We start from the raw sequence: 22,364 nt of genomic DNA, 5'->3' as shown, positions 1-22,364 counted from the left end.
TATTTTTTTCTATAAAATAATAAACCAGGCGCTTGCTCTATTAAAAAGAGCTGCGCCTGGTTTATGTTTAATTGCCTAATTGTTGTATTTGATCAATCGTATTCGTTACGTTCTCCAACGTTTGAAATAACTCACTATTTTCAAGAAGAGCTGGGTCGAATTGTCCATTCTCGATATTATCAAGATACAAATTAACGCCTTCTTCTGCTTGTTGGTTATAATCGACGATTTGCTGATGAAGATCCTCTGCGACTCCTGGTGGTTGCAGCGCGTTAAATGAATTCATGTCTTCCTGCATTTCAGTTAACATCGTTTCAAGATCTGCTCTTGCTTGCTCATCGGTAACAGCCTGTTCTGCTAGGCTGGGAGCCTCGTTAACAAAAGTACTTACCTCATTGACATAATCCGTTGCCTCATTCACATACGTTAATGTATTATTAACATCCTCAAGGACGGAACAAGCCCCAAGAAATAGCAACCCTATTAAAGAAAAAACTAAAAATCGTTTCTTCACTATATCCCCTCCTGTTTTGTAAGCATACCATATATACGATACAAAACGGGAAAAGTTTCATTTTTCTTAGCTAGCCCCATGTGTTTCCAACGTCATATATTAGTAATGATATGAATCATCAAAAAGAATAATATGCTTACGATTTCCAATTCCATCACCATTCATATCCCAATACGGCAAAAAATCAACTTTTATATGGTCGATATAAAGAGGTTCCTCCATAAGATTATGAAAAACATCATCTTCTCGTTCAGTTCCACTATATTCGATGACAATATCCAAGTCACTTTCAGCATGAAAATTGCCGTATAAACGACTCCCGATAATGGCTATCTTCTTAATTTCAAGATCAAAATCATCAAGAGCCTCGTCAATGTGAGACATGACCATTGATGTTAGTTCACCCTTGGAATATTGACTTAACCCGTACACCTCAACAGTACCCAGAATGACACCTCTATTCTTCTTTTAAATAATGTATACACCTTTAGTATTAACCGTGTGTCCAATATTTAAAAGAATGCCATAATGGGTGACTGTCATTACCCAAATTTTCTTCTTTACTATAGTTGTTCGGGGAATTATCATTATGCAATTTAAAGGAAAAAACCTTGCGGAACATCCGACAAGGTCTTTTTGATTATAACTTTGTTATTACAGGTAAGATAGATAAATAGATTTTGTATCCTAAATAAATTCCAAGAATTCCTCCAATACCAGATAAAGTTGGTGGTGCTGGAATCGGTAGTTTAGTCAGTCCAAATAAAAAGCCAATCAATAAACCAGCAAAAACAGCTAATATAATATGCAACATTATTTTCACCCTCTTCACCTACTTCTAATGTGTGACAAAAATTATCTTTGTCATTTTGTATTAAGCTTTCGAAGCTCCCAAGCAATGTGCGCACTTTCCTCTAACTCTTCTAATGCAAAAAATGCTTCCATGATATCTTTACCTGGTACAACCGGACCGTGATGGCTCAACAGCCAGCCATCACTAGCATTTACGCGTTTTTCAAATACGTTAAACAATTCTTGACTACCGGGTTTTTCATATGGAATTAAGCCAACCGTTCCCAATTTCATTTTCAAATATGGAGTATGATCCGGCATACAATCTGATTCATTTAGATCAGGTAGACAACTCCAAAGCACACTATAAGTGCTATGCACATGAAGAACTGCTCCAGTATCTGGTTTAGCTTTGTATACGGACAAATGTAACGGCCATTCCTTGCTTGGTTTTACTTCATCATATTGAATTCCATCCAAGTCCATAACAGTAAACTCTTCTGGTTTTAGCGTTCCAAAGCATGTTCCAGTAGCAGTTACATAAATTTTATCTTCATGTAGGAAGCTTAGATTCGCAACGCTGCCACTTGCTTTCCCACGTTGAAAGAGACTTTTGGCAACCCAAATAGCATCTTCAATCTTCTTATCTAATGTATGATCCATATTTACCACTTCTCTCTTATGTTAAAGATAAGGCTTGAAGGAAAAAATCAGATTTTCCAAAGTTTCCACTCTTAAACACCATTCGAATTCGATTATCTTCCATTGGTATCATGATGGGTACTCCAGGTGTGATACTATCTCCTATATGGTATCCATTATACCCAAGCCTTTTTGCTACAGCTCCACTCGTTTCTCCGCCTGCAACTATGATTCTGTGAAACCCAGCTTGAACAGCAAGTTCTGCTAAATCTGCAGTTGCCTTTTCTAATTTCCCAGCAACTTCTTCTTTTCCTTGTTGTTGAATACGTTTGACATTCTCAGGTGTGTCGCTGCTGTATACCAGGATTGATTCTTCTTTGTTTTGAGAAATCACATCCCAAATCTTTTCGACCGTTTCTTCACCTGAAATCAATTTAATCGGATCCATGAAATAAGTTTTACCACCAGACTTTTGATATTCTAATATCTGGTTTCGAGTCGCTTCACTGCAACTTCCTGCTAATAGTAACGCTGGAGTATTAGAACGTTCAAATCCATCCATTTCTTCTTTTTCCTTATACATTTTCGCCAATGGGTATGCAAGGCCACTACCACCAGTTAAAAGTTTGAGCCCTCCAAATAACTGAACCAGCTTTTCCGCATTTTCCTCTATCTCGTAATCTGGCACGATATAAAAATGTGAATGCGTACTTTGTGTTGTTATTCTTGTAATTAGTTCATCTACTTCTTCCTTGTATAAAGCATCTGACATTTTCACACTTGGAAATCTGCTTTGTGCATCCATTAAACGAGCCAGATCACAATCCCACATTGGTGTAAGTGGATGATCCTTCATCGGACTCTTATGCAATGGAACTCCATTTACATATAAACATCCTTCTTTAACAGTACGTCCATTTACCGGAAGTGCAGGACAAAGAATCGTATAAGGAACATCCAGCTCTTCCATGACCGCATCACAGATTGGTCCTATATTACCCTCGGGTGTCGAATCGAATGTAGAGCAATATTTGATGTAAAACTGTTGAGCACCTTGCTCTTTTAACCAGCCTATCGCCTCGAGTGAATCTTTGACAGCGTCTTTTGGATTTTGAGTGCGGGTTTTTAAGGCAATTACACATACCTCCACATTTGGAGCCTCATCGATTTTCGGTACTCCATTGTATAAAACCGTACTCAGTCCACCTTTTACAAAAAAGGAAGCGATATCACTTCCGCCGGTAAAATCATCTGCAATAACTCCAAACCGCATTAGATTCACCCCTTTTTATTTATTCAAGATGATTTTTCTAATCATGACTGTTATTTAACCAATTCTGCCTCTTCAATATTCTTTTTACGTACTTCCACGCCCAACATATCTTCAAAGTAACGAATCATTGCATGCTTGTAGTAATCACCGTGTCCGTTTTGTAATGCAAGTTGATATGTTTGCATGGTTCCACTCAAAGTTGGTAGTGGAATCTGGTATTTCATTAGTACTTCGTTCATACTTTCCATATCCTTATATGCTCTCTCTAGTGAAAAACTATGTTCAAAATTTCCTTCTAATATTTTAGGGATCAATGTTTTTGAAGCAAAACTTGATCCTGTTGCTGTCATTAATACGTCACCTAGTTTTTCTGGATCTAAACCAAGTTTTACACCTACTGGTAATAGTTCACTAAAGCTAGCACAACAAATATTTAATACACAGTTATTAATCATCTTCGTCAGTTGTCCTGCCCCGATTTCACCCATATAGAGAATTTGTTTTCCCATACGATCAAGCATAGGTTTTATTGTGTTAAATAATTCTTCGTTCCCACCACACATGATACTAAGCGTTCCATCTACAGTTGTTCTCGGATGTCCAGAAATAGGACAATCCATATATTCAATTCCGTTCTCTTTACAGGTTTCTGCAATTTCGATGGCGCCTAAATAACTAATTGTGCTAAAGTCAACAATCTTCTGACCTGGTTCCATATATTTTAATAAGCCGTTTTCGCCTAATACAACTTTTTTTACAATCTCTAAGTCTGGTAAACAAAGAAATACATAATCACTATCTGCTGTATCCATCACATTCGTTGTGGTTTTAATCCCTTGAGCCTTGAATTGCTCTAATGCATTTGGATTTGCATCACACACTAGATAATCATACTCACCTTCTTTTTCACCTTTTGCAAGATTAAATGCCATTCCTGTACCCATTACGCCTAATCCTATAAAACTTACTTTCATTGAAAATCTCTCCTTTTACTTGAAGTTTTTGCAGTTCTATGATGTAACTCGGATGGTATTGTATAAGTTCGTACTCACTAACTATTTACTTTTACTCGCTCCAAAGCACCCATAACTGCATTTACTGCTTCTTTCGGACTTGTCAACACTGGAAGTCCTAATGTGCTCGTTTCAGATTCTGCGCATGCCTGTGTAATTTGTGCAAGAATGATGACATCGCATCCTTTTTCTTTTAGCTCCGCTGCCGCAATACGGTTAAGACGATTATGTTCTTCCTCATTTCCAGCTTTCAATTCTGTCATGGCCTGAGTGGTAATTTGTGTTTCTACTACAATCTCTTTTTCCAATTCATTGGCAAGTTTCTCTAATTGGGCTTTTGTTGCTGGTCCAGATGGTGCTGTTGTTGCCACAACCCCTATTTTTTTGTAATTGTAAACCGCCTTCTCTAACATCGGACGATCCACCGCAAAGATTGGTACTGAGATAAATGGCTTAACAGTATCCACTACAGGGGTCAGTACGGTGCATGCTACAATAATCGCATCTACTCCCGCTTCTTGTGCTTTATTGGCCATATTGACAAAATCTCGATATAATTTGTCATCGAGTCCATTAATTTGATTCGCGTGGTACTGGATATTTTCATCAACAAAGTTTAAAACTGTTACTTCTGGAGCTAGCTGTTTGAAAGCTGCATTTAAAGGTGGGACAGCATTACACGTTGCATGAATAATACCAATTTTCATTTCGATTCTCCTTTGTATTCTAGTAGTTAGAGAGTTTCATACTGCCTCTTTATTAAATAGCCTCTAACTTACTTGATGTTTTTTTTAGTACATCTATCATTTGATTTATATCTAATACTTTTTCATTAAGATTTAATGTATTACTTAGTCGACTGATATGAGGCTGTTTTAACATCGCTTCTTCCAAGACACCAAGGTTCCAGAAAATTTCTTGCTTATGATTATCCTCAACTACTCTCTTATTTGCCATCACGATGACACGTTCAAAGTTATTAACGACAAATTCCATATCATGTGTAATGGTAATAATCGTTTTCCCTTCTCGAACTAATGAATCAATAATGAACCCTAATCTTTCAATGGCTAATGAGTCTTGACCAGCTGTTGGCTCATCTAAGATAATCGTGTCTGTATCCATTGCAATTACCGAGGCAATTGTGACAAATTTCTTCAGGGAATAAGGCAAGTTATACGGATGTATATTTAAGAATGGCACAATTCCTGTCAATTCTGCTGCCTTCATTACGTTTTCTTCAATTTTCTGCTCCGAAAACCCAAGGTTCTTTGGCCCAAACCTGATTTCACTTCTTACATTTTCATGGAAAATTTGATCATCAGGATTTTGAAAGACATAACCAACCTTTTTAGAAATCTGAGCTGTCGTATAATCTTTAGTATTCAAGCCATCAATGATAACATCACCTTGTGTTGGCTTTATTAATCCATTCATCATTTTCACTGTTGTTGTTTTCCCAGCCCCATTTTGTCCAATTATGGCTACCGATTCACCCTTATCGAAAGACATGCTGACATTTTCAACAGCTTTAAAACCATTTGGATAACAATAGGTAACGTCATTTAAAGTTAAAAAGCTCATGATCTCACCCCTTGTAATTCCATCCATTGTTTCATCACTTGAACGGAGTCTCTTTCAGTAATAGGAATTCTTTCTGTATTCATATTATGTTTTCTCATTTGTAAGTCTAATAGTGTATACTGGGTTAATCCTACACCATAGTCCTGTGTATCTTCTTCAGAAAGCACATCTTCCGTTCTTCCTTGTCTCTTAATATATCCATCCTGAATAACGACAACATAATCTGCATATTCAGCAATTAACTCAATTTTGTGCTCTACTAATATAATTGTTTTTCCTTTTTTCTTCATAATATCAATTGCTTTAAATATTTCCTCGGTACCTTGTGGATCCAGTTGTGATGTAGGTTCATCAAAAATAAGAATATCTGGCTCCATTACGATAATCGACGCTAAAGCCACTCTTTGTTTTTGTCCACCTGATAGCTCATTCGGGTTTTTGTGTTGGATATACTCAATACCAAGCAAACTAATGATATCTTGAACCCTCTGTTTAATCTCACTCACTTCAACCCCTAGATTCTCCAGTCCAAAAGCGATCTCATCAAAAACAGTTTCTTTTACACCACTGATTTGGGTAAAAGGATTTTGGAAGACAAAACCCACCTTCTGCGCAAGATCACTTGTATCCCAATCAGTAACATCCTTACCGTCAATCAACACTTCTCCACTTCGATCTCCTTTAAAAAAGTGTGGAATAAAACCTCGAATAACATTACAAAGTGTTGTCTTTCCCCCGCCATTAACACCCACTAAGGCATAAAACTTTCCGCTTTCGATCGTAAGATTAATATCATGCAAAACCTTCTCACTTCCAGTAGGATACCTATAAGATAGATTTCGAATCTCTATTCCACTCATAAGAAAAACCTCCAAATCAAGATGGAAACAAATACAATCAATAATATTGCCCTTACTAAATTATCACTCTTAGTTTTTTCTAATTTGTGTAAACTTGTTTTTTTGGTCCGAGCTGTAAAAGCCCTAGATTCTAAAGTGATAGCTTTCTCATCTGTACTTGAAAATGATGATAATATCAGTGGGGTTAATGCAGGGATAAATGCTTTCATTCGTATACTAAGATTACCTTCTGTCTCCACACCACGAGTTCTTTGTGCATCCATAATTCGTAATAAATGCAGCCTCATCTCTGGAATAATATTAAGTGCAGATGAAAGGACATATGTAGCTTTTGGCGAAACTCCTAATATTTCTAAAGAACGGGATAAATCATTAATTTTTGTAATCTGAAAAAATAAAACAATTGCTGATCCAACCGCTAATATTTTGGATGTTAGTTGTAAACTAAAATCAATTCCTTCTTGTTTAATGGAGAATATGCTCCATGACCATAATATGGTATCTCCAGGATAGAAAAATGATTGCAAAAGAAAAATCATGACAACAATCGATATCAATCCCTTAAAGACGATGTCTATATATAGCTTTGTTTTTCCAGCTACCATCGCAATAATTAAGCACAACACGGGGGCCAAATATGAATATAAATAACCTGGTAACAGTAATGGGGTTATCATCAAAAAGACGGCAACAAAGAATTTAGTAGTTGGATAAAGATTTAGAATAAAGCTTCTTAGTTTTTTCATATGTGTATCTCCCCTTTCATATTAAGGTTCATTTTTTCGCTGATTTATGGCAAAAAATTGGGTTAATACTCTCAAGCCCTCTTATATAATTATAAGGATAGTAGAAAAACGACATAATGGGGTGACAGGTGCAGTGACCGCAGATTTCTGGACATTTTCACCCCATGCGCTTATGAAAATCTTTTATGCTCCAAGTTTATTATTGTTATTATTAATATATAAGTGACCATAGTTTTGTTTAGATAGATATTGATCTGACATCTTCCGAACAATCATATAGGCAACCATTATCGAAAGTATTTTATCAATACTTTCAACAAATATCTTTTGTGTAATAACTGCTGTCCATATTTCTTTGCCTGAAGCTAAAAGTACGGCGGTGATAGTATCTGACCCAGTTCCAGATGCTCCACCAAATACAATAACCGTTGTTGGGGTCGCGATTAAGATTGCAACAATTGCTACAATGAAACCTGTAATAGCAACCTTCCAAACATTTTTTGTCATCCCCTTTTTTGCTAGGAGACCCACTACAATTCCTGAAGCCATAGAAACCGGCATAAACGCCAACTGAGTAGGGTTAAATATCCCAAATATTAGTTTTGAGACCCCACCTGTTACAGCACCAACCCAAGGACCAGCTACCATCGCAACAATCATTGTGCCAATCTGATTTAAGAAGAGAGGGATCTTTAATAATTCAACCAATTCTCCAGCTACTACATTGACTGCAACACCAATGGGAATGAGCAAAATGGCAATAAGTGTAAAATCCTTTTTTATACTTTTCATATTTCGTCCTCCTTTTTATATGGGTTTTACAGAGTTTTATTTTCTTCAAGAATTACATGCTCATTAGTAGAATCCAATCTACTACTAGCTTTTTTCTCCCCAAAATTATGATGAATTTTTTCATACATATTGGTGAAGTAAGGTTCATATTCATTCGCCAATTGAAGGCTTGCTCTACTTTTTTCAACAAGGGATTCATATTTTTCTTTTACTGATTGCAGGACCGCCTCTTCATCAAAAGAAGTGATTTTACGATTCTTAAGGACCCATTCTCCCTTGACCATTACCGACTCTATCGAACTTCCATTCTCGTAATACACAAGCTGAGAGATAAGATCTGCATTCATAGCCAAAGCAGGTGATTGTTTGGTTAACAGCACAAGATCCGCTTCATAACCTTGTTTAATTTTCCCTCGCTTTTTCTCTTCACCTAGTAAGGATGCTCCGCCAGTTGTAGCCATTTTAAGCACATCTATTGGTTTTAGCCATTCGTTGAAGTTAGATTGTTCTTGTCGACTATGCATAACAGCTATCCTCATTGCTTCAAAAAGGTTATGAGAGATCCCACAATTGGAGGAATCTGTTCCCAAGGCTACATTAATCCCTTTTTGGAGATAGGATGAGACTTTTGCTCTCCCACTTCCAAGCATCATATTACTAACCGGATTATGAACAAGAGAAACACCATGCTCCGCTAAAATGTTTAGCTCATCATCTTCAAGCCAGATAGAATGGGGAGTGGACAGTCGTTTTGAGAGCAATTGCTGCTCTTGTAGTCTGCCTACTATTCCACCCGAAAACGTAGCATCCCCGATTTCCTTTTGAATTCTCGTTTCCAAAAGATGAGTATGAACATATGCTCCATGCTGATCAGTTAATTCTTTACTTAACGCAAGCATTTCCTCCGAACATCGCTGCGGTGCATTTGGACCTATTAAAATTTGAATTCTATTATTCTTATCTTGCCACTTGTTAATTAGAGATATATAAAACGCTCTCATTTCTTCGACTGATATTGGTGGCGTTTCATCAAGTTTCCTCTTCATTTCTATTGGTAACTCAACTGGAAGAAAATGATGATCTGGTACATCATGCATCATTGGTGCAAATCCAACTCTGATTGATGAAGCCTCATATGCTTTAAGTGCTGCTTCTGATCTTTTTATATGTGGAAAATGGTCAATACAACTAGTAACACCACTTTTGATCATGTCTATTAAACCTAAAAGCACCGCATTGTATATATCTTCATCATCAAGCGAATAGCCATATGCCGTTGTATATAGAGACCATATTTCCAATGGAAAATCGCTAGTTGTCCCTCTCAATAGATTCGAGTAGGAGTGATAATGTGCATTTGTCATACCAGGCATTACAATCATTTCAGACCCATCAATTGTTTCATTGACCTGAATTGTTGGTTCACTCCCAAAGTTGTGTGGGATAACTTCTTTTATGAACCCTTCTTCCACCATAATGCTGCCCTGGATGATACTTGCATGATCGTCCATCGTGATAATTGTCGCGTTTTTAATGAGAGTCGACATTATGCCACCCCTTTTAAGAACTTATCTAATAAAATGAATAAAGACGAAAATTTAGACTTGTGACTGCTTTTTTAAATTTTTTGATCAATTTATTTATAAGGCCCGACATATTGTGTTTCTAAAGTAGAAATACGTTCGGCAAAACGTTTCGCCACACTCTCTCCGTCAACATCCATTAGGATCGAGGTATTGTGTTCTGAATGACCCCACTGTCCCGTAAACTCAACGACAGTCTGACCAGCTGTACGTTCCCCAGCTGTCTCAATAGAAACAAAGGCAGACTGTACTTCGAAGAGTTCAGGCCAAAGCGCATAGGCAACTGCTGGTACGTCATTAAAATAAACACCTGTCTCCGTTTCTGAAGATTGCTTGGCGGCAATGTATGCCTTACGTCGGAATTCAGCAGCCTCTAGGAGGAAAGCTCCTGGACGAGTATTCGTAACCCTAATACGTTCAAGATTTTCTTGTGAAATTCGCACCTTTGTACATACATCTAGACCTACCTGAACAATTGGCGCACCGGATTCATACATAACTCTTGCAGCCTCAGGATCACTTGCTAAGTTAAAGGACGCAACAGGGGAATAGTTTCCGGCAACACGGACTGCACCACCCATAACAATGATTCTTTTCACCTTCTCTGCTAGACTAGGGTCGATTGAGAGAGCAAGAGCAACATTGGTTACTGGCCCCAACGCTAAAATTGTAATTTCATTTGGTGCTTCATTACAGCGCCTTACAATCTCCATTGCTGCAAACTCCTTCGCCTCGGAAACAGTAGGGCTCGGGGCCTCTACGCCACCAAATCCATTGTTGCCGTGAATATGCTTGGCAAAGTACGGTTGACGTATGAGAGGTTTGCTGGCTCCACGGTAAACGGGAATATCAGTTCTACCTGCTAATTCAAGTAATGAAAGCGCATTATGCGTTGCAGTTTCCACCTCAATATTTCCATACACTGTTGTCAAAGCTTCAACACGTAGCTCCGGGGACGCGAGCGCAAGATAGATTGCGGCAAGGTCGTCGACACCCGGATCAGTGTCAATAATTACTCGTTCCACCATAATTTCTAATCCTCCCCTTACATATTTTAAAATTTTGCCACTCTATTTATAGTAAAAATATAGGATGTATTAATTCCAAACTCTTATTAGAGTAAGGTTTCGGTTTGTAGAAGGGGCCAAAAGTGGCCCCAAAACCTTCAAACTTTGATTCTATTAAAACCGTGTACTACTAAACCAATTGAGCGTTTCTTTCTCTATCAACACCTTCGCAGAAGCGACGTGTTTTGTCCTCGTCAACTGGATTCGTCATGATATCGTCAATTTTCGCCCCGTATCCAAAGACAGCTCCATCCGCATATTTGAGTAAATGAGCAGTTTCAACTTTCATTCCACTGCCGATAATGATTGGAACATCAGGGACTGCATTCCTTACTGCCTCTAAATTCTCAATTGAAGGAGGTTGAGCTGATTCCTCTCCGGCAAGGATGATAGCGTCTGCCATTCCACGATAAGCTGTATCACGAGCCAAGACATCTATAGGTCGAGCTGCTAATGGAGCAGCATGTTTTGTTTGAATGTCAGCGAATATCTTGACTTTGTTCTCTAAACCAAGAAACTTTCGATATCTCGCTACTAAGTGCGCCGTACCATTGATTAGACCTTGGTCGGTCACGTAAGCATCTGTTAGGACATTAAGTCTAATAAAATCAGCCCCAACTGTTCCTGCAACTGCTAACGCAGATTTCCAAGAGTTTCTTAGAATATTAATACCCATTGGTAGCTTTACTTCACGGCGAATTTCGTGAGCAATCAATGTCATCGCTGCCACTGTTTCAGGCTCCTCTGTTTCAGGGTAAAATGGGTAGTCATTAAAGTTTTCTACCATAACAGAACTTGCCCCACCCTTTTCCAGACTTTTTGCATCACGGATTGCAGCTTCTAATACTCGCTCGATATTTCCATCATATAGGGGTGATCCAGGTAGTGGTCCTAAATGAACCATACCTAATACTGGTTTTTCTACTCCGAAAATATTTGTAAATGACGTTTTCATTACAAATTCCTCCTCATTTTTATAATTTTTTATTCTAAACCGAAGCAATAGACTCTAAAGTAATGTTTAAATTAAGAACGGATTTCTTATTATTTAACTAATAGTGATTTTCTTTCTCTATCTACACCCTCGCAGAAACGACGTGTTTTGTCCTCGTCAACTGGATTCGTCATGATATCGTCAATTTTCGCCCCGTATCCAAAGACAGCTCCATCCGCATATTTGAGTAAATGAGCAGTTTCAACTTTCATTCCACTGCCGATAATGATTGGAACATCAGGGACTGCATTCCTTACTGCCTCTAAATTCTCAATTGAAGGAGGTTGAGCTGATTCCTCTCCGGCAAGGATGATAGCGTCTGCCATTCCACGATAAGCTGTATCACGAGCCAAGACATCTATAGGTCGAGCTGCTAATGGAGCAGCATGTTTTGTTTGAATGTCAGCGAATATCTTGACTTTGTTCTCTAAACCAAGAAACTTTCGATATCTCGCTACTAAGTGCGCCGTACCATTGATTAGACCTTGGTCGGTCACGTAAGCATCTGTTAGGACATTAAGTCTAATAAAATCAGCCCCAACTGTTCCTGCAACTGCTAACGCAGATTTCCAAGAGTTTCTTAGAATATTAATACCCATTGGTAGCTTTACTTCACGGCGAATTTCGTGAGCAATCAATGTCATCGCTGCCACTGTTTCAGGCTCCTCTGTTTCAGGGTAAAATGGGTAGTCATTAAAGTTTTCTACCATAACAGAACTTGCCCCACCCTTTTCCAGACTTTTTGCATCACGGATTGCAGCTTCTAATACTCGCTCGATATTTCCATCATATAGGGGTGATCCAGGTAGTGGTCCTAAATGAACCATACCTAATACTGGTTTTTCTACTCCGAAAATATTTGTAAATGACGTTTTCATAATAATTCCTCCTCATTTTTTTTTATATTTATCATGTACTTAACATGGTTGACTCCTGGTTATACTGTTTGAAATTCTAATCATTTGCTCATTTCTATGAATCTTCTAGTTGCCAAAGATAAACAGATGGCAACGGAATTATTCTTTGATCCCGGTTGAAGCCATACCGAATTCAATTTCATCGATAGAGAGTGCAACATCGGCATCCATACTTGGTGCCCGAAGCTGAGAAGTAAGTCCACCATCAATAGCTAAGACATGGCCTGTGATGTAAGAAGCTTCCGGTGATGCTAAGAAGCGAACACCTTGACCAACGTCTTTAGGCATTCCGAGTCTACCAAGCGGAATGAGATTGTCTGGCGAGGACTCTTCACCAACTGCTGTTCGATTTTCAACCCAGATAGCACCTGGCATTACGGCATTCACACGAATTTTCCATGGAGCTAGATCAAGTGCCATTGCTCGTGTAGCCGCCTCTATTGCACCTTTCGTCGCGTCGTAAGCGACACGATTTCGATGTGCGCGTGTAGCTCCACCAGAACTCATATTGATAATGACCCCGCCCTCACCTTGGTGAACCATGGCTTTTGCTGCCATTTGGCTACAGTGGTAAAGACCATTAACGTGTATATTCATTAGATTTTCCCACATAGCGTAGTCAGTCTTTAGAAAGTGTCTTTCTGAGAGTGGACCGTGACCAATGCCTGCATTATTAACAAGCACATCTATACCGCCTTGGAAATGGTCAGCTTCCTCAAAGAGTCTTTTTACATCATCACTTGAAGCTACATCCGTATATACGAATAGACCTCGGCCTCCAGATTCGTTGATTTCCTGCACACATCGCTCACCCGCATCAGCATCAATATCAGCAATGACTACCGAAGCACCTATCTCAGCGAAAGCTAGGGCGATTCCTCGGCCGAGTCCCTTTGAGCCACCAGTCACAATCACACGTTGCTTTTGTTTATCACTCAATTGTTTTCACACCCCATCTAATTTCAGTTATTAATTCCGTTTGGGTAAAATTCTGCCGACAAACGACTTACTTGATACACAATCATCTCTATTTCTACTGAATGTAAATAAAACGCTAAACTGCTAATTTACAAGACACCAACATGTAAACCCTTTCATTATATTTACTTAACCACCCCCTTAAATTTAAAGAAGTTTGGGTAATCTTATTTTGTATGTTTAGCTAACATTGTTTCCTCAGCCAATTCTATAGTTGTATAATCCTCTAATGTATCCGAAACCCAGTATTGTAAATCTGCTTCCCTTTTATGGAGATAAATAGGTTCCCCATTTACAAGTTTCATAGGTATATCGTGTCCTGGTACTAAAATACTGTTCTTCTTTTCTTTCCACATACTCCATAAATAATCAATTGAATTTTGGCTATCAGAAAGATTTAGTGTCATATCTACATTCCTTGATAAAAGCTCAGCCCTATTTTTAGCGGCATCCCCACTAAATATCAAATCAAAATCACCATTGTTAACGCTGTATGCCAAATGACCTGGTGAATGTCCTTTAGTTTGATGCGCAACAATTCCAGGAACAATTTCTTCAAGATGGTCAACTAACCTTATTTGTTGGGAGGAATTTAATTCCTTAACATACAATTCAGGTACATGCCATCCTCCAGGTGGTTCATTCAATGCCCAATTCATATCCACTCGCCCCACTACAATGGTTGCGTTAGGAAACAAAGTCCAATTTACACAATGATCCCAATGCGTATGGGTCAATAAAACCATGGATATGTCGCCCGGAGCTAAACCTTTGTCACGTAATTTATCTAATATTAGAGGCCTGACACCGAAACTGCCGACATCAATAATAATGTTTTGGTCATTGTGAGACAACAAGGTAACTGTACTCCATCCAAGCCCCCCATGGGTTGAGGACTTTCCGGGAAATCCTTGAATAAATATGTTGTAGTCGAACATTACGATCCCCTTTCTCCTTAGTAATAAAGTTATACACCTTGAAAAACTAGCAAGAGATTGAATCAAAAAATGTAATTGAAAAAATAAATGTTATCTTTTAATGAAGATTAATGCTAAAATTTCAGGATTGAACTACGTCAGTAAATGAATAAGTAAATAGCCCTAAAGGACTATTTCTGGAAACGTTTCCAGAAAAACCCACCTCCAACCAATTCATTATTGAAACTTACGATTTGCATAATTGAGGAAACATGAAATACTGTTTGTTATAGATTCATGAAGGTGTCTATACATGTGAGGTTTCTTCTGCAGTTGGTTATTTGCACATATACATTAAGTGTTTATTTTGCGTAAATATTACACATTTTATCTCGTTAACAAAAAAATGATTTAAATAGGTGGAAACGTTTCCACTTATTTAAATCAAATTATACATACTTAACAGACCACTTTCAAGACTTTTTTGAAAATTTATAAAATTATATTAATATAAAAATTACCTTCGATTCTATCAATATTATTCTGAATCATTTTTGTTCTGTTTTTTCACTCGATTACTCACTTTATCTCTACTTCCATAGTTGATTCCCTTACAATAAGAGTTGGATAAAAAAGAATCGTTTCTTTATTTATTTGCTTTTCCTTAATTGTTTTAACAATGATTTCTATTGCCCTTTGACCCATTTCTTTTATGGGTGTACGAATGGTTGTCAGCATAGGAGACAAAATTTCTGCATATTGGGAATCATCAAAACCAACAACTGATAATTGTTCGGGAATATTAATATTAAGTTTCCTTGCAGCTTTATAGATTCCTACAGCAATACTGTCGCTTCCCGCAAATATTGCTGTAGGTCTATTATTTTTTTGTAATAATTTCAATGCATTTTTGTACCCGCTTTCAATATAAAATTTGTCAAAAATAACAAAATCGTCATTTATAGGAACTCCACTTTCATTCAATGCTAATTTGTACCCTTGGTGCCTTTCAATTGACGCATAAGATTCAAAATCCCCACCTATAAATGCAATATCCTTATGTCCTAACTCTAGAAGATGTCTCATCGCTTTAAGTGCTCCATCAACATTATCAACTACTATTTCATTAAGAATTAAGTTCGGAAATTTGCCTCCTAATATAACAATAGGAAGTTCAGGATACCTTTGCTTCAATTCTTTAATATTTTCATCATCTACTTCTGGGGATGAAAAAATAATCCCATCGACTCCCTTAGCAATCAATAGGTGTATATACTCTGCTTCTTTTTGTAAATTGTTATCAGTATTACATAAAAAAATGTTAAACCCATGACTATTTGCTCGATCTTCTATTGCTCTAGTCAAATCTGAATAAAAAATATTTTTTATGTCAGGTATGATTAAACCAAGAGTTAATGTTTGTTTCTTAATCATTGCTGCAGCTACTAGACTACCTTGATAATTAAGTTTCTTAACTGCATTAAGGACCTTTTCTCTCGTCTTTTCACTTGTATACCCACTCTTATTAAGTACTCTCGATACAGTAGAAATTGAAACTCTGGCTTCTTTCGCGACATCCTTTATTGTTACCAACACCAACACATCCTTATGGAAACGTTTCCTCATTTTTTTACTAATATTATAATATAATTCTACAAAATTTGTCGTTTTCCTTTTATTGCAAAAAGAACCATTGTAAATAATGGTTCTTCTTAGTAATTTCTATTATTTCAAGACAATCTAATACCCCTGCAACTCATTAACCGTCACAAACCTATACCCCTCATCCTTTAGCGATTGGATAATCCCCTCAATTTCCGCTAAAACTTTATCGCTATCTTCATACATCGGATGCATCAAGATGATGGAACCAGGGATTATTTGTTCTCTGACATACTGGATCCTATCCTCGGTTTCGGTGTAGAAGGTGTCCGGTTCAATATTCATGGTGATTGTGTCTATCTTTTGCTTATAGAGATAATGAGGTAATCCAACGAGTTTTTTGCTGTTTGGTGGGCGGAAGTCAATTTCTCCCTCATACCCTGCTTTACGGATAAGTTCATCTGTTTTTTCAATTTCTTCTTTAATAAAGGATGGGGATTTGAAAATCATTCGGTTATGGGAATACGTATGGTTCCCAAGCTGATGCCCCGCTTCAGCGATTTCCTTCGCTTCCTCTGGATATTTCTCGATATCTTGTCCGATTAAAAAGAAAGTTGCCTTCACATCATATTTTTCCAATAGCGGAAGGATTTCGTTCACATTTTCGGTCGGTCCATCGTCAAATGTCAATGCAACCACTTTTTGATTTGTCTCAACTTGTTGTGTAAGCCCGCCAAATAGTTGGAATGACCTTGAGTTCATTAACTTGTAGCTGCCGTATAAAGCCAGAAAAATAATGATAATAACGATTCCACTAAATACTAATTTTCTTTTCATCATTTGCATCCTTTTCATTTAGTTCAAATTCTATTATAGTAAAAATAAGTACAGATTAGAAACCAGTATTTGGAATGGGAGATTTTATATGATTAAGAGGTTTGTAAAATCATTTTTTGAAAGAGGCAATGTGATTCGGATCGAATTAGATGAATGGTATAAATGGTACGAAGAACCAAAGAAGTTCCATGATGCAGTTGTTGATTATCTAACCCAAGAAGGTAAGAACATAGAGACGCTGTCCATTGTTAATCATGTAACGAGTACGAAAATTGCGGAACTTCTAGTTGATGGGGTAAAATACGAGCTTACTATTTTGGCACCAGACCGCATGGCACCTGCGCAAACAGTGCTTTTAAAGAAAATTGATTAAGCAAGGAGATTTTAAGCGGACCGCGGGGCGGTTCTTAAGGGGACCAAAAGAACCGTCCCCGTGGTTCCCTAGAACATAAAAAAGAGATATACCGAAATCGGTATATCCCTTAGCTTATTAAGATCACTTATTAAGCTTTGCGAACGTTAGAAGCTTGTGGACCACGTTGTCCTTGCTCTACATCAAAAGTTACACTTTGACCTTCGTCTAATGATTTGAAACCTTCGCCTTGGATTGCTGACAAATGTACGAATACGTCTTCTCCGCCTTCACGCTCGATGAATCCAAAACCTTTTTCTGAATTAAACCATTTAACTTTACCTTGTTCCATGTAAATTGCCTCCTAGTGTGATTGCCACACATTTTGTTACTATCCTTGTTCAAATACCTTAGACGAAAAACAAAATGAATCTTTTATCTGAATAAGAACAAAAATAATTCTTCCTTAGAATAACAGATATAAAAGAAAATAGCAAATCATATTAAGAAATTAATTATTAACAGGTCTTTGTACTCATAAGAGGAGCCTGTAAAATAAGCTCCTCCGAATGTTCAACAAAAGCCCTTATCACCCTTCGCTATGTTAAGTCTAATTCCTGTTTTTGCTTTCTCCTGTATACGATCTTGGAAAGTAACACACTACATTCATACAAGAACAGTAGTGGCACGATCACAATTACATCTGACACAAAATCTGGGGGTGTTATTAATACTGCTGTGACAATCAATCCAAAGTATGAGTACCTTCTCATTTTTTGTAGGCGGTACGGGTTTAAGATTCCAAGGCTTGTTAGGAACATGATGATTACTGGCAATTCAAACAAACATCCGAATGGAAGAACAATATTAACCATGAATCCAAAATATTTTTCAGCCGTAAAAAAGTTCATAAACAAATCCCCTGATAAGGAAAGCAGGAAATCAAATACGATTGGAAAAATAACAAAATAGCCGAAACTTATGCCTGCAATAAATAAAATAAACAGAGAGGGTATGTAGGCCAATGTAACCTTCCTCTCAGCTGAAGATAATGCTGGTTTTACGAAGAGCCAAATTTGATGAGCAGCAATTGGAATTGTAACAGCAATGGCAACGATGCCTGATAGTGTTAAATAGACCCATATAATGTCACTTGGCCCTAAAATCGCCAACTTAATTGACGAATCTTGAATGATCCAATCATAAATATCCTTTACAAAAACAAACGCAAGAATTAATAAAAGCATAAAGCTTCCGAGGATAATAATAATACGTTTCCTCATCTCCGTTAAATGATCTACCAAATTCATTTCTACGCTATTCATAAACACACCTCTATTCTAAAAAAAGATGCAAGTAAGGTACTTACATCTACAGTGATCTCATTAAATGGCTGTTGATTTCTTTTCAGTTCTTTGAAGTTCTTCTTTTGGTTTTTCTTCATCTTCCCCAACCAATTCACGTGTTGATTTTTTAAATTCCTTTAATGTTGTTCCGAAAGCACGTCCAATTTCGGGTAGCTTTTTCGGACCAAAGATAACTAACGCAATCACGAGAATTAGAATAAGACCTGGAATTCCAATATTTTGCAGCATTAATAGTTCCTCCTTGTTTACATCGCTTTTTTAATGGCTGATTTTCGATGGTTTTCAAAATTGAATAATTTATAATCCGCCTTCTGCTCGCAGATCAGGCATTTAAAACTTCCTGAGATTCTCATTTCGTCTGGAATCGGTTGGATATGTGGTAGAAATATCATTTCTAAGCCTTGATTCACATGCTGTTTACACACGACAATCATGCAAAATACTCCTCTCGTCTTTTACAGAAAGGTGTAAACGATCCTTTCCCGCTTACACCTCAACCTTACGTAATCGATTATTTAAATGCCCCGCCTTGAACAGCTACCAAGCATGAACGACCAAATGTTTTGCCTGGATATGGGTTCCATGTAGCAGGGTGTTGGACATCTAGGAATAAAGTCCGCTCATCCGGAGTTAACCAAGGGCCCGTAACCTCACAGCCTTTCGGACCTGATGCAAATTGGAATGGATCTCCATAATTTTTCCCATCCGTCGGAACCATAAAGACACCGCAGTTTTTATATTCTGAATACACATTATCCTCGGTAGCACTAAAATCCTCGACTACCCAAAGATTTCCTTTACTATCAAAGTGAAGGTTATCCGGACAAGTTATCCCGCTTTGTTGACCTCCCGCTATAAATACTTCAAACGTAAACTTATCACTACCATGATCACCATTTGCAGGAACGAAACGGTAAATTTGGCCATGGAAATTTCCGTGATTAGAGTTGTTTGTTAGTGCTAAGAATACACTTCCGTCAATTGGATGGATTTCTACGTCTTCTGGACGATCTAACTTAGTCGCCCCTACAGCTGCAGCTGCTTCGCGCGTATATGTTAGTACATCCGCTTGACTTGTAAAAAACTTTTTCCCATCTTTTTCATAGTTTTGTAGTTTAGAATTTGTTTCATAATCTAATGCAATCCATGTTTGTTTGCCAAGGTCTGCTACGTACAATGTACCCTCTTCCAAAATATTAAAGTTTGCTTCTCGATTAGTTGGATTGAATTTCTTTTTACTCACAAATTTATAGAAACTTTCTCCGCGACTATCGTCACCCATATAGACAACCACTCTGCCATCTTTTGTTTGTCCCATTGCAGCATTTTCATGTGCGAAGCGTCCAAGAGCTGTATGTTTGCGAACAGGTGCATCAATGTTAAATGGATCAACCTCCATTACCCAGCCATAGTGCTCATCAGTAAAGTTTGGCCAGCCATAATCATCACCATATTCCGTGTTTTCCTCGCAAGAAAGAGCTGTATTCCAAAGTGTGCGTCCACCACTACAGTTTCCAAGTGAACCTTCCACTACTTTCGCTCCTTTTACAGCAGAGCTTCCAGCTGCAGGTCCAGTCAGTTGAATTGGAGTTGACCCATCCACACGTCGATTATATGTATCATCTTGGATTAATACCCATTTTCCTTTTTCCTTTTTTACATGGATAACAGAACCACCAACAGATTCTTTCTGCATCTTTAGAAAGGCTGGATATTGTGCAAGATTTTCTTTTTTGTATGTATCCGGATTAATTCCTAATATATTCATATAATTATCTGGTTCAGGGAACTCATGGTTAACCCAGATTAAACCTTCTTCCGAATTTGTACCGCCTTTTAGCGCGTCCATTGGAAAATAGACGGTAAGGTCAGCCGCGTCACCAAATTTTTCCCCTTTCGAATTAATCACATCGCCATAAGAAACGATAATATTATAGTTATATCCCTTTGGTAGGAGTAATTCATTTTCCCATGAACGATCAATTTCTTTAAAAGGGACCGTAAGTGGTTTCCCCTTGCCATTTGGTTTTCCATCCATTAAATGATTAGCTGTTGCTGCACTTGCCTTAGGAGCTAGTACTCCCAGTCCAGATGTTGCTGCCACCACCGCTGCCGTTCCACTACCCATATACGTTAAGAATTTACGTCGATCCATCATTTATTCGCTCCTTTTAATTTGAATCCTAAAAGTTATTTACAACGCAATTATGCTTGTACATTTTTAAGATAGTATTAATGTGCATCGTGTTTTTTGTAAATGGGCTAAAACAGGAATAACGGCTTTTATTTTTGGAATTAAATGTAAAATACTTGGGATTTAGTAGAAAAATAGGGATAGTATTTCGAGATTCTTTTTTAGGTTGATTCGAGGGAACTAGGTTTATTTTCATAGTAAAAGTAAAACGACTCTCAATAAAATTTACACTCACGACACATTTAGTGATTCATTCCTAGATTACGAAACTAAAAAAGGTACTCCCCAAAAGGAAAGTACCTAATTCACCTTAATCAATTGTCATTTTCACTTTATTTTGGGACAGTTTACCTTCCCAATCGATTTCGAAGCCGAGGTCTTTTAGCATTTTGTGGTCAGCCGAGCCTTCTTGGCCAACAGTTGTGAGATAATCTCCTACAAAGATTGAGTTTGCTGCATAGAGGCCAAGTGGTTGAAGGCTTCGAAGATTTACTTCTCTTCCTCCTGAGATGCGTATTTCCTTTGTTGGATTGATAAAGCGCATAAGGCACAGTACCTTCAGGCAATATCGTGGATTCAGCTCGTTTGTACCCTCTAAAGGTGTTCCATCAATCGCATGCAAGAAATTGACCGGTATGGAATCGGTATCTAAGACGCGTAAGCTTTTTGCCATATCCACAACGTCTTGCTTTGATTCTCTCATTCCCACGATTACTCCGGAACAAGGTGAGATTCCTTGCGCTTTAATGGTTTCCACGGTATCAATCCGGTCTTGATAGGTATGTGAGGTTGTAATACTTTCATGGTGATTTTCAGATGTATTAAGGTTGTGATTATACCGATCAACACCCGCGTCTTTTAGTTTTTTTGCTTGATCCGATTTTAAGATTCCTAGACAAGCACAAATTTTCAAATCATATTTTTCTTTGATTTCCTTTACTGCAGATACAACGTGGTCGACTTCCTTGTTACTAGGTCCGCGTCCACTTGCAACGATACAATAGGTGCCAACTTGCATTTGATGAGCTTTTTCAGCCCCTTTCAAAATTTCTTCCTTATCCATCATTCGATATTTTTCAATCGGTGCAGTTGAAATACTAGATTGTGAGCAGTACCCGCAATTTTCCGGACATAGCCCAGATTTTGTATTAATAATCATATTTAACTTCACCTTATTACCATAGTAATGATGACGAATCACGTAAGCACCATGAAGCAACTCTAATATTTCTTCATCTTGGGAGTTTAAGATATCTAACGCCTCATCATTTCTTAATTCATAGCCATCGATCACCTTTAACGCTAATTGATTCCATTTACTCATCTGTTTTCTCCTCCAC

General features: G+C 37.7%; 26 protein-coding genes. 1 reads left to right on the top strand and 25 read right to left on the bottom strand.

The window, feature by feature from the left end:
• Positions 1-67: 67 nt before the first annotated feature.
• The 19 genes from ACR65M_RS01200 to ACR65M_RS01110 all read right to left on the bottom strand — a co-directional run bounded on the left by ACR65M_RS01200 (position 68) and on the right by ACR65M_RS01110 (position 17,111).
• A complete protein-coding gene (locus ACR65M_RS01200) occupies positions 68-514 on the bottom strand; it encodes a DUF6376 family protein (RefSeq protein WP_440272339.1) in 447 nt (148 codons plus the stop codon).
• A gap of 99 nt (positions 515-613) precedes the next feature.
• Entirely contained in the window at positions 614-946 is a 333-nt protein-coding gene (locus tag ACR65M_RS01195; protein ID WP_440272338.1) for a nucleotidyltransferase domain-containing protein, read from the bottom strand.
• A 208-nt stretch (positions 947-1,154) separates the two neighbouring features.
• Positions 1,155-1,328: a XapX domain-containing protein gene (locus ACR65M_RS01190; protein ID WP_099353743.1), complete on the bottom strand. Its 174-nt coding sequence runs from the start codon at positions 1,326-1,328 to the stop codon at positions 1,155-1,157.
• Between the two features lie 50 nt (positions 1,329-1,378).
• Positions 1,379-1,969, bottom strand: coding sequence for a class II aldolase/adducin family protein (locus tag ACR65M_RS01185; RefSeq protein WP_440272337.1), 591 nt, complete (start codon positions 1,967-1,969; stop codon positions 1,379-1,381).
• Positions 1,970-1,985: 16 nt separating this feature from the next.
• The gene (otnK, locus tag ACR65M_RS01180; protein WP_440272336.1) at positions 1,986-3,221 is read right to left on the bottom strand and encodes a 3-oxo-tetronate kinase; all 1,236 of its coding nucleotides are present in this window, start codon (positions 3,219-3,221) and stop codon (positions 1,986-1,988) included.
• 50 nt (positions 3,222-3,271) lie between these two features.
• Complete coding sequence (locus tag ACR65M_RS01175; protein ID WP_440272335.1) at positions 3,272-4,195, bottom strand: NAD(P)-dependent oxidoreductase; 924 nt, start codon at positions 4,193-4,195, stop codon at positions 3,272-3,274.
• Positions 4,196-4,272: 77 nt separating this feature from the next.
• Positions 4,273-4,941 carry an aspartate/glutamate racemase family protein gene (locus tag ACR65M_RS01170; RefSeq protein WP_440272334.1) on the bottom strand — a complete coding sequence of 223 codons (669 nt, stop codon included), beginning with the start codon at positions 4,939-4,941 and terminating at the stop codon, positions 4,273-4,275.
• A 52-nt stretch (positions 4,942-4,993) separates the two neighbouring features.
• Positions 4,994-5,818: an energy-coupling factor ABC transporter ATP-binding protein gene (locus ACR65M_RS01165; protein ID WP_440272333.1), complete on the bottom strand. Its 825-nt coding sequence runs from the start codon at positions 5,816-5,818 to the stop codon at positions 4,994-4,996.
• Positions 5,815-6,678: an energy-coupling factor ABC transporter ATP-binding protein gene (locus ACR65M_RS01160; RefSeq protein WP_440272332.1), complete on the bottom strand. Its 864-nt coding sequence runs from the start codon at positions 6,676-6,678 to the stop codon at positions 5,815-5,817. The genes ACR65M_RS01165 and ACR65M_RS01160 overlap by 4 nt, the downstream gene beginning before the upstream one ends.
• Entirely contained in the window at positions 6,675-7,424 is a 750-nt protein-coding gene (locus tag ACR65M_RS01155; protein ID WP_440272331.1) for an energy-coupling factor transporter transmembrane component T family protein, read from the bottom strand. The genes ACR65M_RS01160 and ACR65M_RS01155 overlap by 4 nt, the downstream gene beginning before the upstream one ends.
• Before the next feature lie 183 nt (positions 7,425-7,607).
• Positions 7,608-8,216: an ECF transporter S component gene (locus ACR65M_RS01150; RefSeq protein ID WP_440272330.1), complete on the bottom strand. Its 609-nt coding sequence runs from the start codon at positions 8,214-8,216 to the stop codon at positions 7,608-7,610.
• Between the two features lie 26 nt (positions 8,217-8,242).
• Complete coding sequence (locus ACR65M_RS01145; protein WP_440272329.1) at positions 8,243-9,763, bottom strand: amidohydrolase family protein; 1,521 nt, start codon at positions 9,761-9,763, stop codon at positions 8,243-8,245.
• Between the two features lie 89 nt (positions 9,764-9,852).
• Entirely contained in the window at positions 9,853-10,827 is a 975-nt protein-coding gene (locus tag ACR65M_RS01140; RefSeq protein ID WP_440272328.1) for a nucleoside hydrolase, read from the bottom strand.
• A 169-nt stretch (positions 10,828-10,996) separates the two neighbouring features.
• Positions 10,997-11,821 (bottom strand): BtpA/SgcQ family protein, encoded by an 825-nt coding sequence (locus ACR65M_RS01135; RefSeq protein ID WP_304212473.1) that lies wholly within the window; start codon positions 11,819-11,821, stop codon positions 10,997-10,999.
• A gap of 89 nt (positions 11,822-11,910) precedes the next feature.
• Complete coding sequence (locus ACR65M_RS01130; protein ID WP_440272327.1) at positions 11,911-12,738, bottom strand: BtpA/SgcQ family protein; 828 nt, start codon at positions 12,736-12,738, stop codon at positions 11,911-11,913.
• Between the two features lie 138 nt (positions 12,739-12,876).
• Complete coding sequence (locus ACR65M_RS01125) at positions 12,877-13,716, bottom strand: SDR family NAD(P)-dependent oxidoreductase (RefSeq protein ID WP_440272326.1); 840 nt, start codon at positions 13,714-13,716, stop codon at positions 12,877-12,879.
• 206 nt (positions 13,717-13,922) lie between these two features.
• Positions 13,923-14,693: an MBL fold metallo-hydrolase gene (locus ACR65M_RS01120; RefSeq protein ID WP_440272325.1), complete on the bottom strand. Its 771-nt coding sequence runs from the start codon at positions 14,691-14,693 to the stop codon at positions 13,923-13,925.
• Positions 14,694-15,251: 558 nt separating this feature from the next.
• Complete coding sequence (locus ACR65M_RS01115) at positions 15,252-16,298, bottom strand: LacI family DNA-binding transcriptional regulator (protein ID WP_440272324.1); 1,047 nt, start codon at positions 16,296-16,298, stop codon at positions 15,252-15,254.
• 114 nt (positions 16,299-16,412) lie between these two features.
• Positions 16,413-17,111 carry a polysaccharide deacetylase family protein gene (locus tag ACR65M_RS01110; protein WP_440272323.1) on the bottom strand — a complete coding sequence of 233 codons (699 nt, stop codon included), beginning with the start codon at positions 17,109-17,111 and terminating at the stop codon, positions 16,413-16,415.
• An 88-nt stretch (positions 17,112-17,199) separates the two neighbouring features.
• On the opposite strand from ACR65M_RS01110, the gene ACR65M_RS01105 reads away from it, so the two are divergent.
• Positions 17,200-17,484 (top strand): hypothetical protein, encoded by a 285-nt coding sequence (locus ACR65M_RS01105; RefSeq protein WP_440272322.1) that lies wholly within the window; start codon positions 17,200-17,202, stop codon positions 17,482-17,484.
• Positions 17,485-17,614: 130 nt separating this feature from the next.
• Here the strand turns inward: ACR65M_RS01105 and ACR65M_RS01100 are convergent, their stop codons facing one another.
• The 6 genes from ACR65M_RS01100 to bioB all read right to left on the bottom strand — a co-directional run bounded on the left by ACR65M_RS01100 (position 17,615) and on the right by bioB (position 22,348).
• On the bottom strand, positions 17,615-17,815 hold the full coding sequence (locus tag ACR65M_RS01100) for a cold-shock protein (RefSeq protein ID WP_440272321.1): 201 nt from the start codon (positions 17,813-17,815) through the stop codon (positions 17,615-17,617).
• Positions 17,816-18,062: 247 nt separating this feature from the next.
• The gene (tatC, locus tag ACR65M_RS01095) at positions 18,063-18,788 is read right to left on the bottom strand and encodes a twin-arginine translocase subunit TatC (RefSeq protein ID WP_440272320.1); all 726 of its coding nucleotides are present in this window, start codon (positions 18,786-18,788) and stop codon (positions 18,063-18,065) included.
• 60 nt (positions 18,789-18,848) lie between these two features.
• Positions 18,849-19,058, bottom strand: a complete 210-nt coding sequence (locus tag ACR65M_RS01090; protein ID WP_440272319.1) for a twin-arginine translocase TatA/TatE family subunit — start codon at positions 19,056-19,058, stop codon at positions 18,849-18,851.
• A gap of 17 nt (positions 19,059-19,075) precedes the next feature.
• Entirely contained in the window at positions 19,076-19,264 is a 189-nt protein-coding gene (locus tag ACR65M_RS01085) for a hypothetical protein (protein ID WP_440272318.1), read from the bottom strand.
• A 77-nt stretch (positions 19,265-19,341) separates the two neighbouring features.
• On the bottom strand, positions 19,342-20,985 hold the full coding sequence (locus ACR65M_RS01080) for a PhoX family protein (RefSeq protein ID WP_440272317.1): 1,644 nt from the start codon (positions 20,983-20,985) through the stop codon (positions 19,342-19,344).
• A 349-nt stretch (positions 20,986-21,334) separates the two neighbouring features.
• A complete protein-coding gene (bioB, locus tag ACR65M_RS01075; RefSeq protein WP_440272316.1) occupies positions 21,335-22,348 on the bottom strand; it encodes a biotin synthase BioB in 1,014 nt (337 codons plus the stop codon).
• Positions 22,349-22,364: the final 16 nt, after the last annotated feature.

The sequence above is a fragment of the Ferdinandcohnia sp. SAFN-114 genome, from assembly GCF_059415045.1.
The sequence above is the reverse complement of the archived record's forward strand: the minus strand, read 5'-3'. Positions and strand labels throughout refer to the sequence as shown.

Bases quoted from the DNA above. Each gene is read 5' to 3' on its own strand.
- ACR65M_RS01190 (WP_099353743.1), bottom strand. From the start codon at position 1,328: ATGTTGCATATTATATTAGCTGTTTTTGCTGGTTTATTGATTGGCTTT.
- ACR65M_RS01185 (WP_440272337.1), bottom strand. From the start codon at position 1,969: ATGGATCATACATTAGATAAGAAGATTGAAGATGCTATTTGGGTTGCC.
- otnK (WP_440272336.1), bottom strand. From the start codon at position 3,221: ATGCGGTTTGGAGTTATTGCAGATGATTTTACCGGCGGAAGTGATATC.
- ACR65M_RS01175 (WP_440272335.1), bottom strand. From the start codon at position 4,195: ATGAAAGTAAGTTTTATAGGATTAGGCGTAATGGGTACAGGAATGGCA.
- ACR65M_RS01170 (WP_440272334.1), bottom strand. From the start codon at position 4,941: ATGAAAATTGGTATTATTCATGCAACGTGTAATGCTGTCCCACCTTTA.
- ACR65M_RS01165 (WP_440272333.1), bottom strand. From the start codon at position 5,818: ATGAGCTTTTTAACTTTAAATGACGTTACCTATTGTTATCCAAATGGT.
- ACR65M_RS01160 (WP_440272332.1), bottom strand. From the start codon at position 6,678: ATGAGTGGAATAGAGATTCGAAATCTATCTTATAGGTATCCTACTGGA.
- ACR65M_RS01155 (WP_440272331.1), bottom strand. From the start codon at position 7,424: ATGAAAAAACTAAGAAGCTTTATTCTAAATCTTTATCCAACTACTAAA.
- ACR65M_RS01150 (WP_440272330.1), bottom strand. From the start codon at position 8,216: ATGAAAAGTATAAAAAAGGATTTTACACTTATTGCCATTTTGCTCATT.
- ACR65M_RS01145 (WP_440272329.1), bottom strand. From the start codon at position 9,763: ATGTCGACTCTCATTAAAAACGCGACAATTATCACGATGGACGATCAT.
- ACR65M_RS01140 (WP_440272328.1), bottom strand. From the start codon at position 10,827: ATGGTGGAACGAGTAATTATTGACACTGATCCGGGTGTCGACGACCTT.
- ACR65M_RS01135 (WP_304212473.1), bottom strand. From the start codon at position 11,821: ATGAAAACGTCATTTACAAATATTTTCGGAGTAGAAAAACCAGTATTA.
- ACR65M_RS01130 (WP_440272327.1), bottom strand. From the start codon at position 12,738: ATGAAAACGTCATTTACAAATATTTTCGGAGTAGAAAAACCAGTATTA.
- ACR65M_RS01120 (WP_440272325.1), bottom strand. From the start codon at position 14,693: ATGTTCGACTACAACATATTTATTCAAGGATTTCCCGGAAAGTCCTCA.
- ACR65M_RS01115 (WP_440272324.1), bottom strand. From the start codon at position 16,298: ATGAGGAAACGTTTCCATAAGGATGTGTTGGTGTTGGTAACAATAAAG.
- ACR65M_RS01110 (WP_440272323.1), bottom strand. From the start codon at position 17,111: ATGAAAAGAAAATTAGTATTTAGTGGAATCGTTATTATCATTATTTTT.
- ACR65M_RS01105 (WP_440272322.1), top strand. From the start codon at position 17,200: ATGATTAAGAGGTTTGTAAAATCATTTTTTGAAAGAGGCAATGTGATT.
- ACR65M_RS01100 (WP_440272321.1), bottom strand. From the start codon at position 17,815: ATGGAACAAGGTAAAGTTAAATGGTTTAATTCAGAAAAAGGTTTTGGA.
- tatC (WP_440272320.1), bottom strand. From the start codon at position 18,788: ATGAATAGCGTAGAAATGAATTTGGTAGATCATTTAACGGAGATGAGG.
- ACR65M_RS01090 (WP_440272319.1), bottom strand. From the start codon at position 19,058: ATGCTGCAAAATATTGGAATTCCAGGTCTTATTCTAATTCTCGTGATT.
- ACR65M_RS01085 (WP_440272318.1), bottom strand. From the start codon at position 19,264: ATGATTGTCGTGTGTAAACAGCATGTGAATCAAGGCTTAGAAATGATA.
- ACR65M_RS01080 (WP_440272317.1), bottom strand. From the start codon at position 20,985: ATGGATCGACGTAAATTCTTAACGTATATGGGTAGTGGAACGGCAGCG.
- bioB (WP_440272316.1), bottom strand. From the start codon at position 22,348: ATGAGTAAATGGAATCAATTAGCGTTAAAGGTGATCGATGGCTATGAA.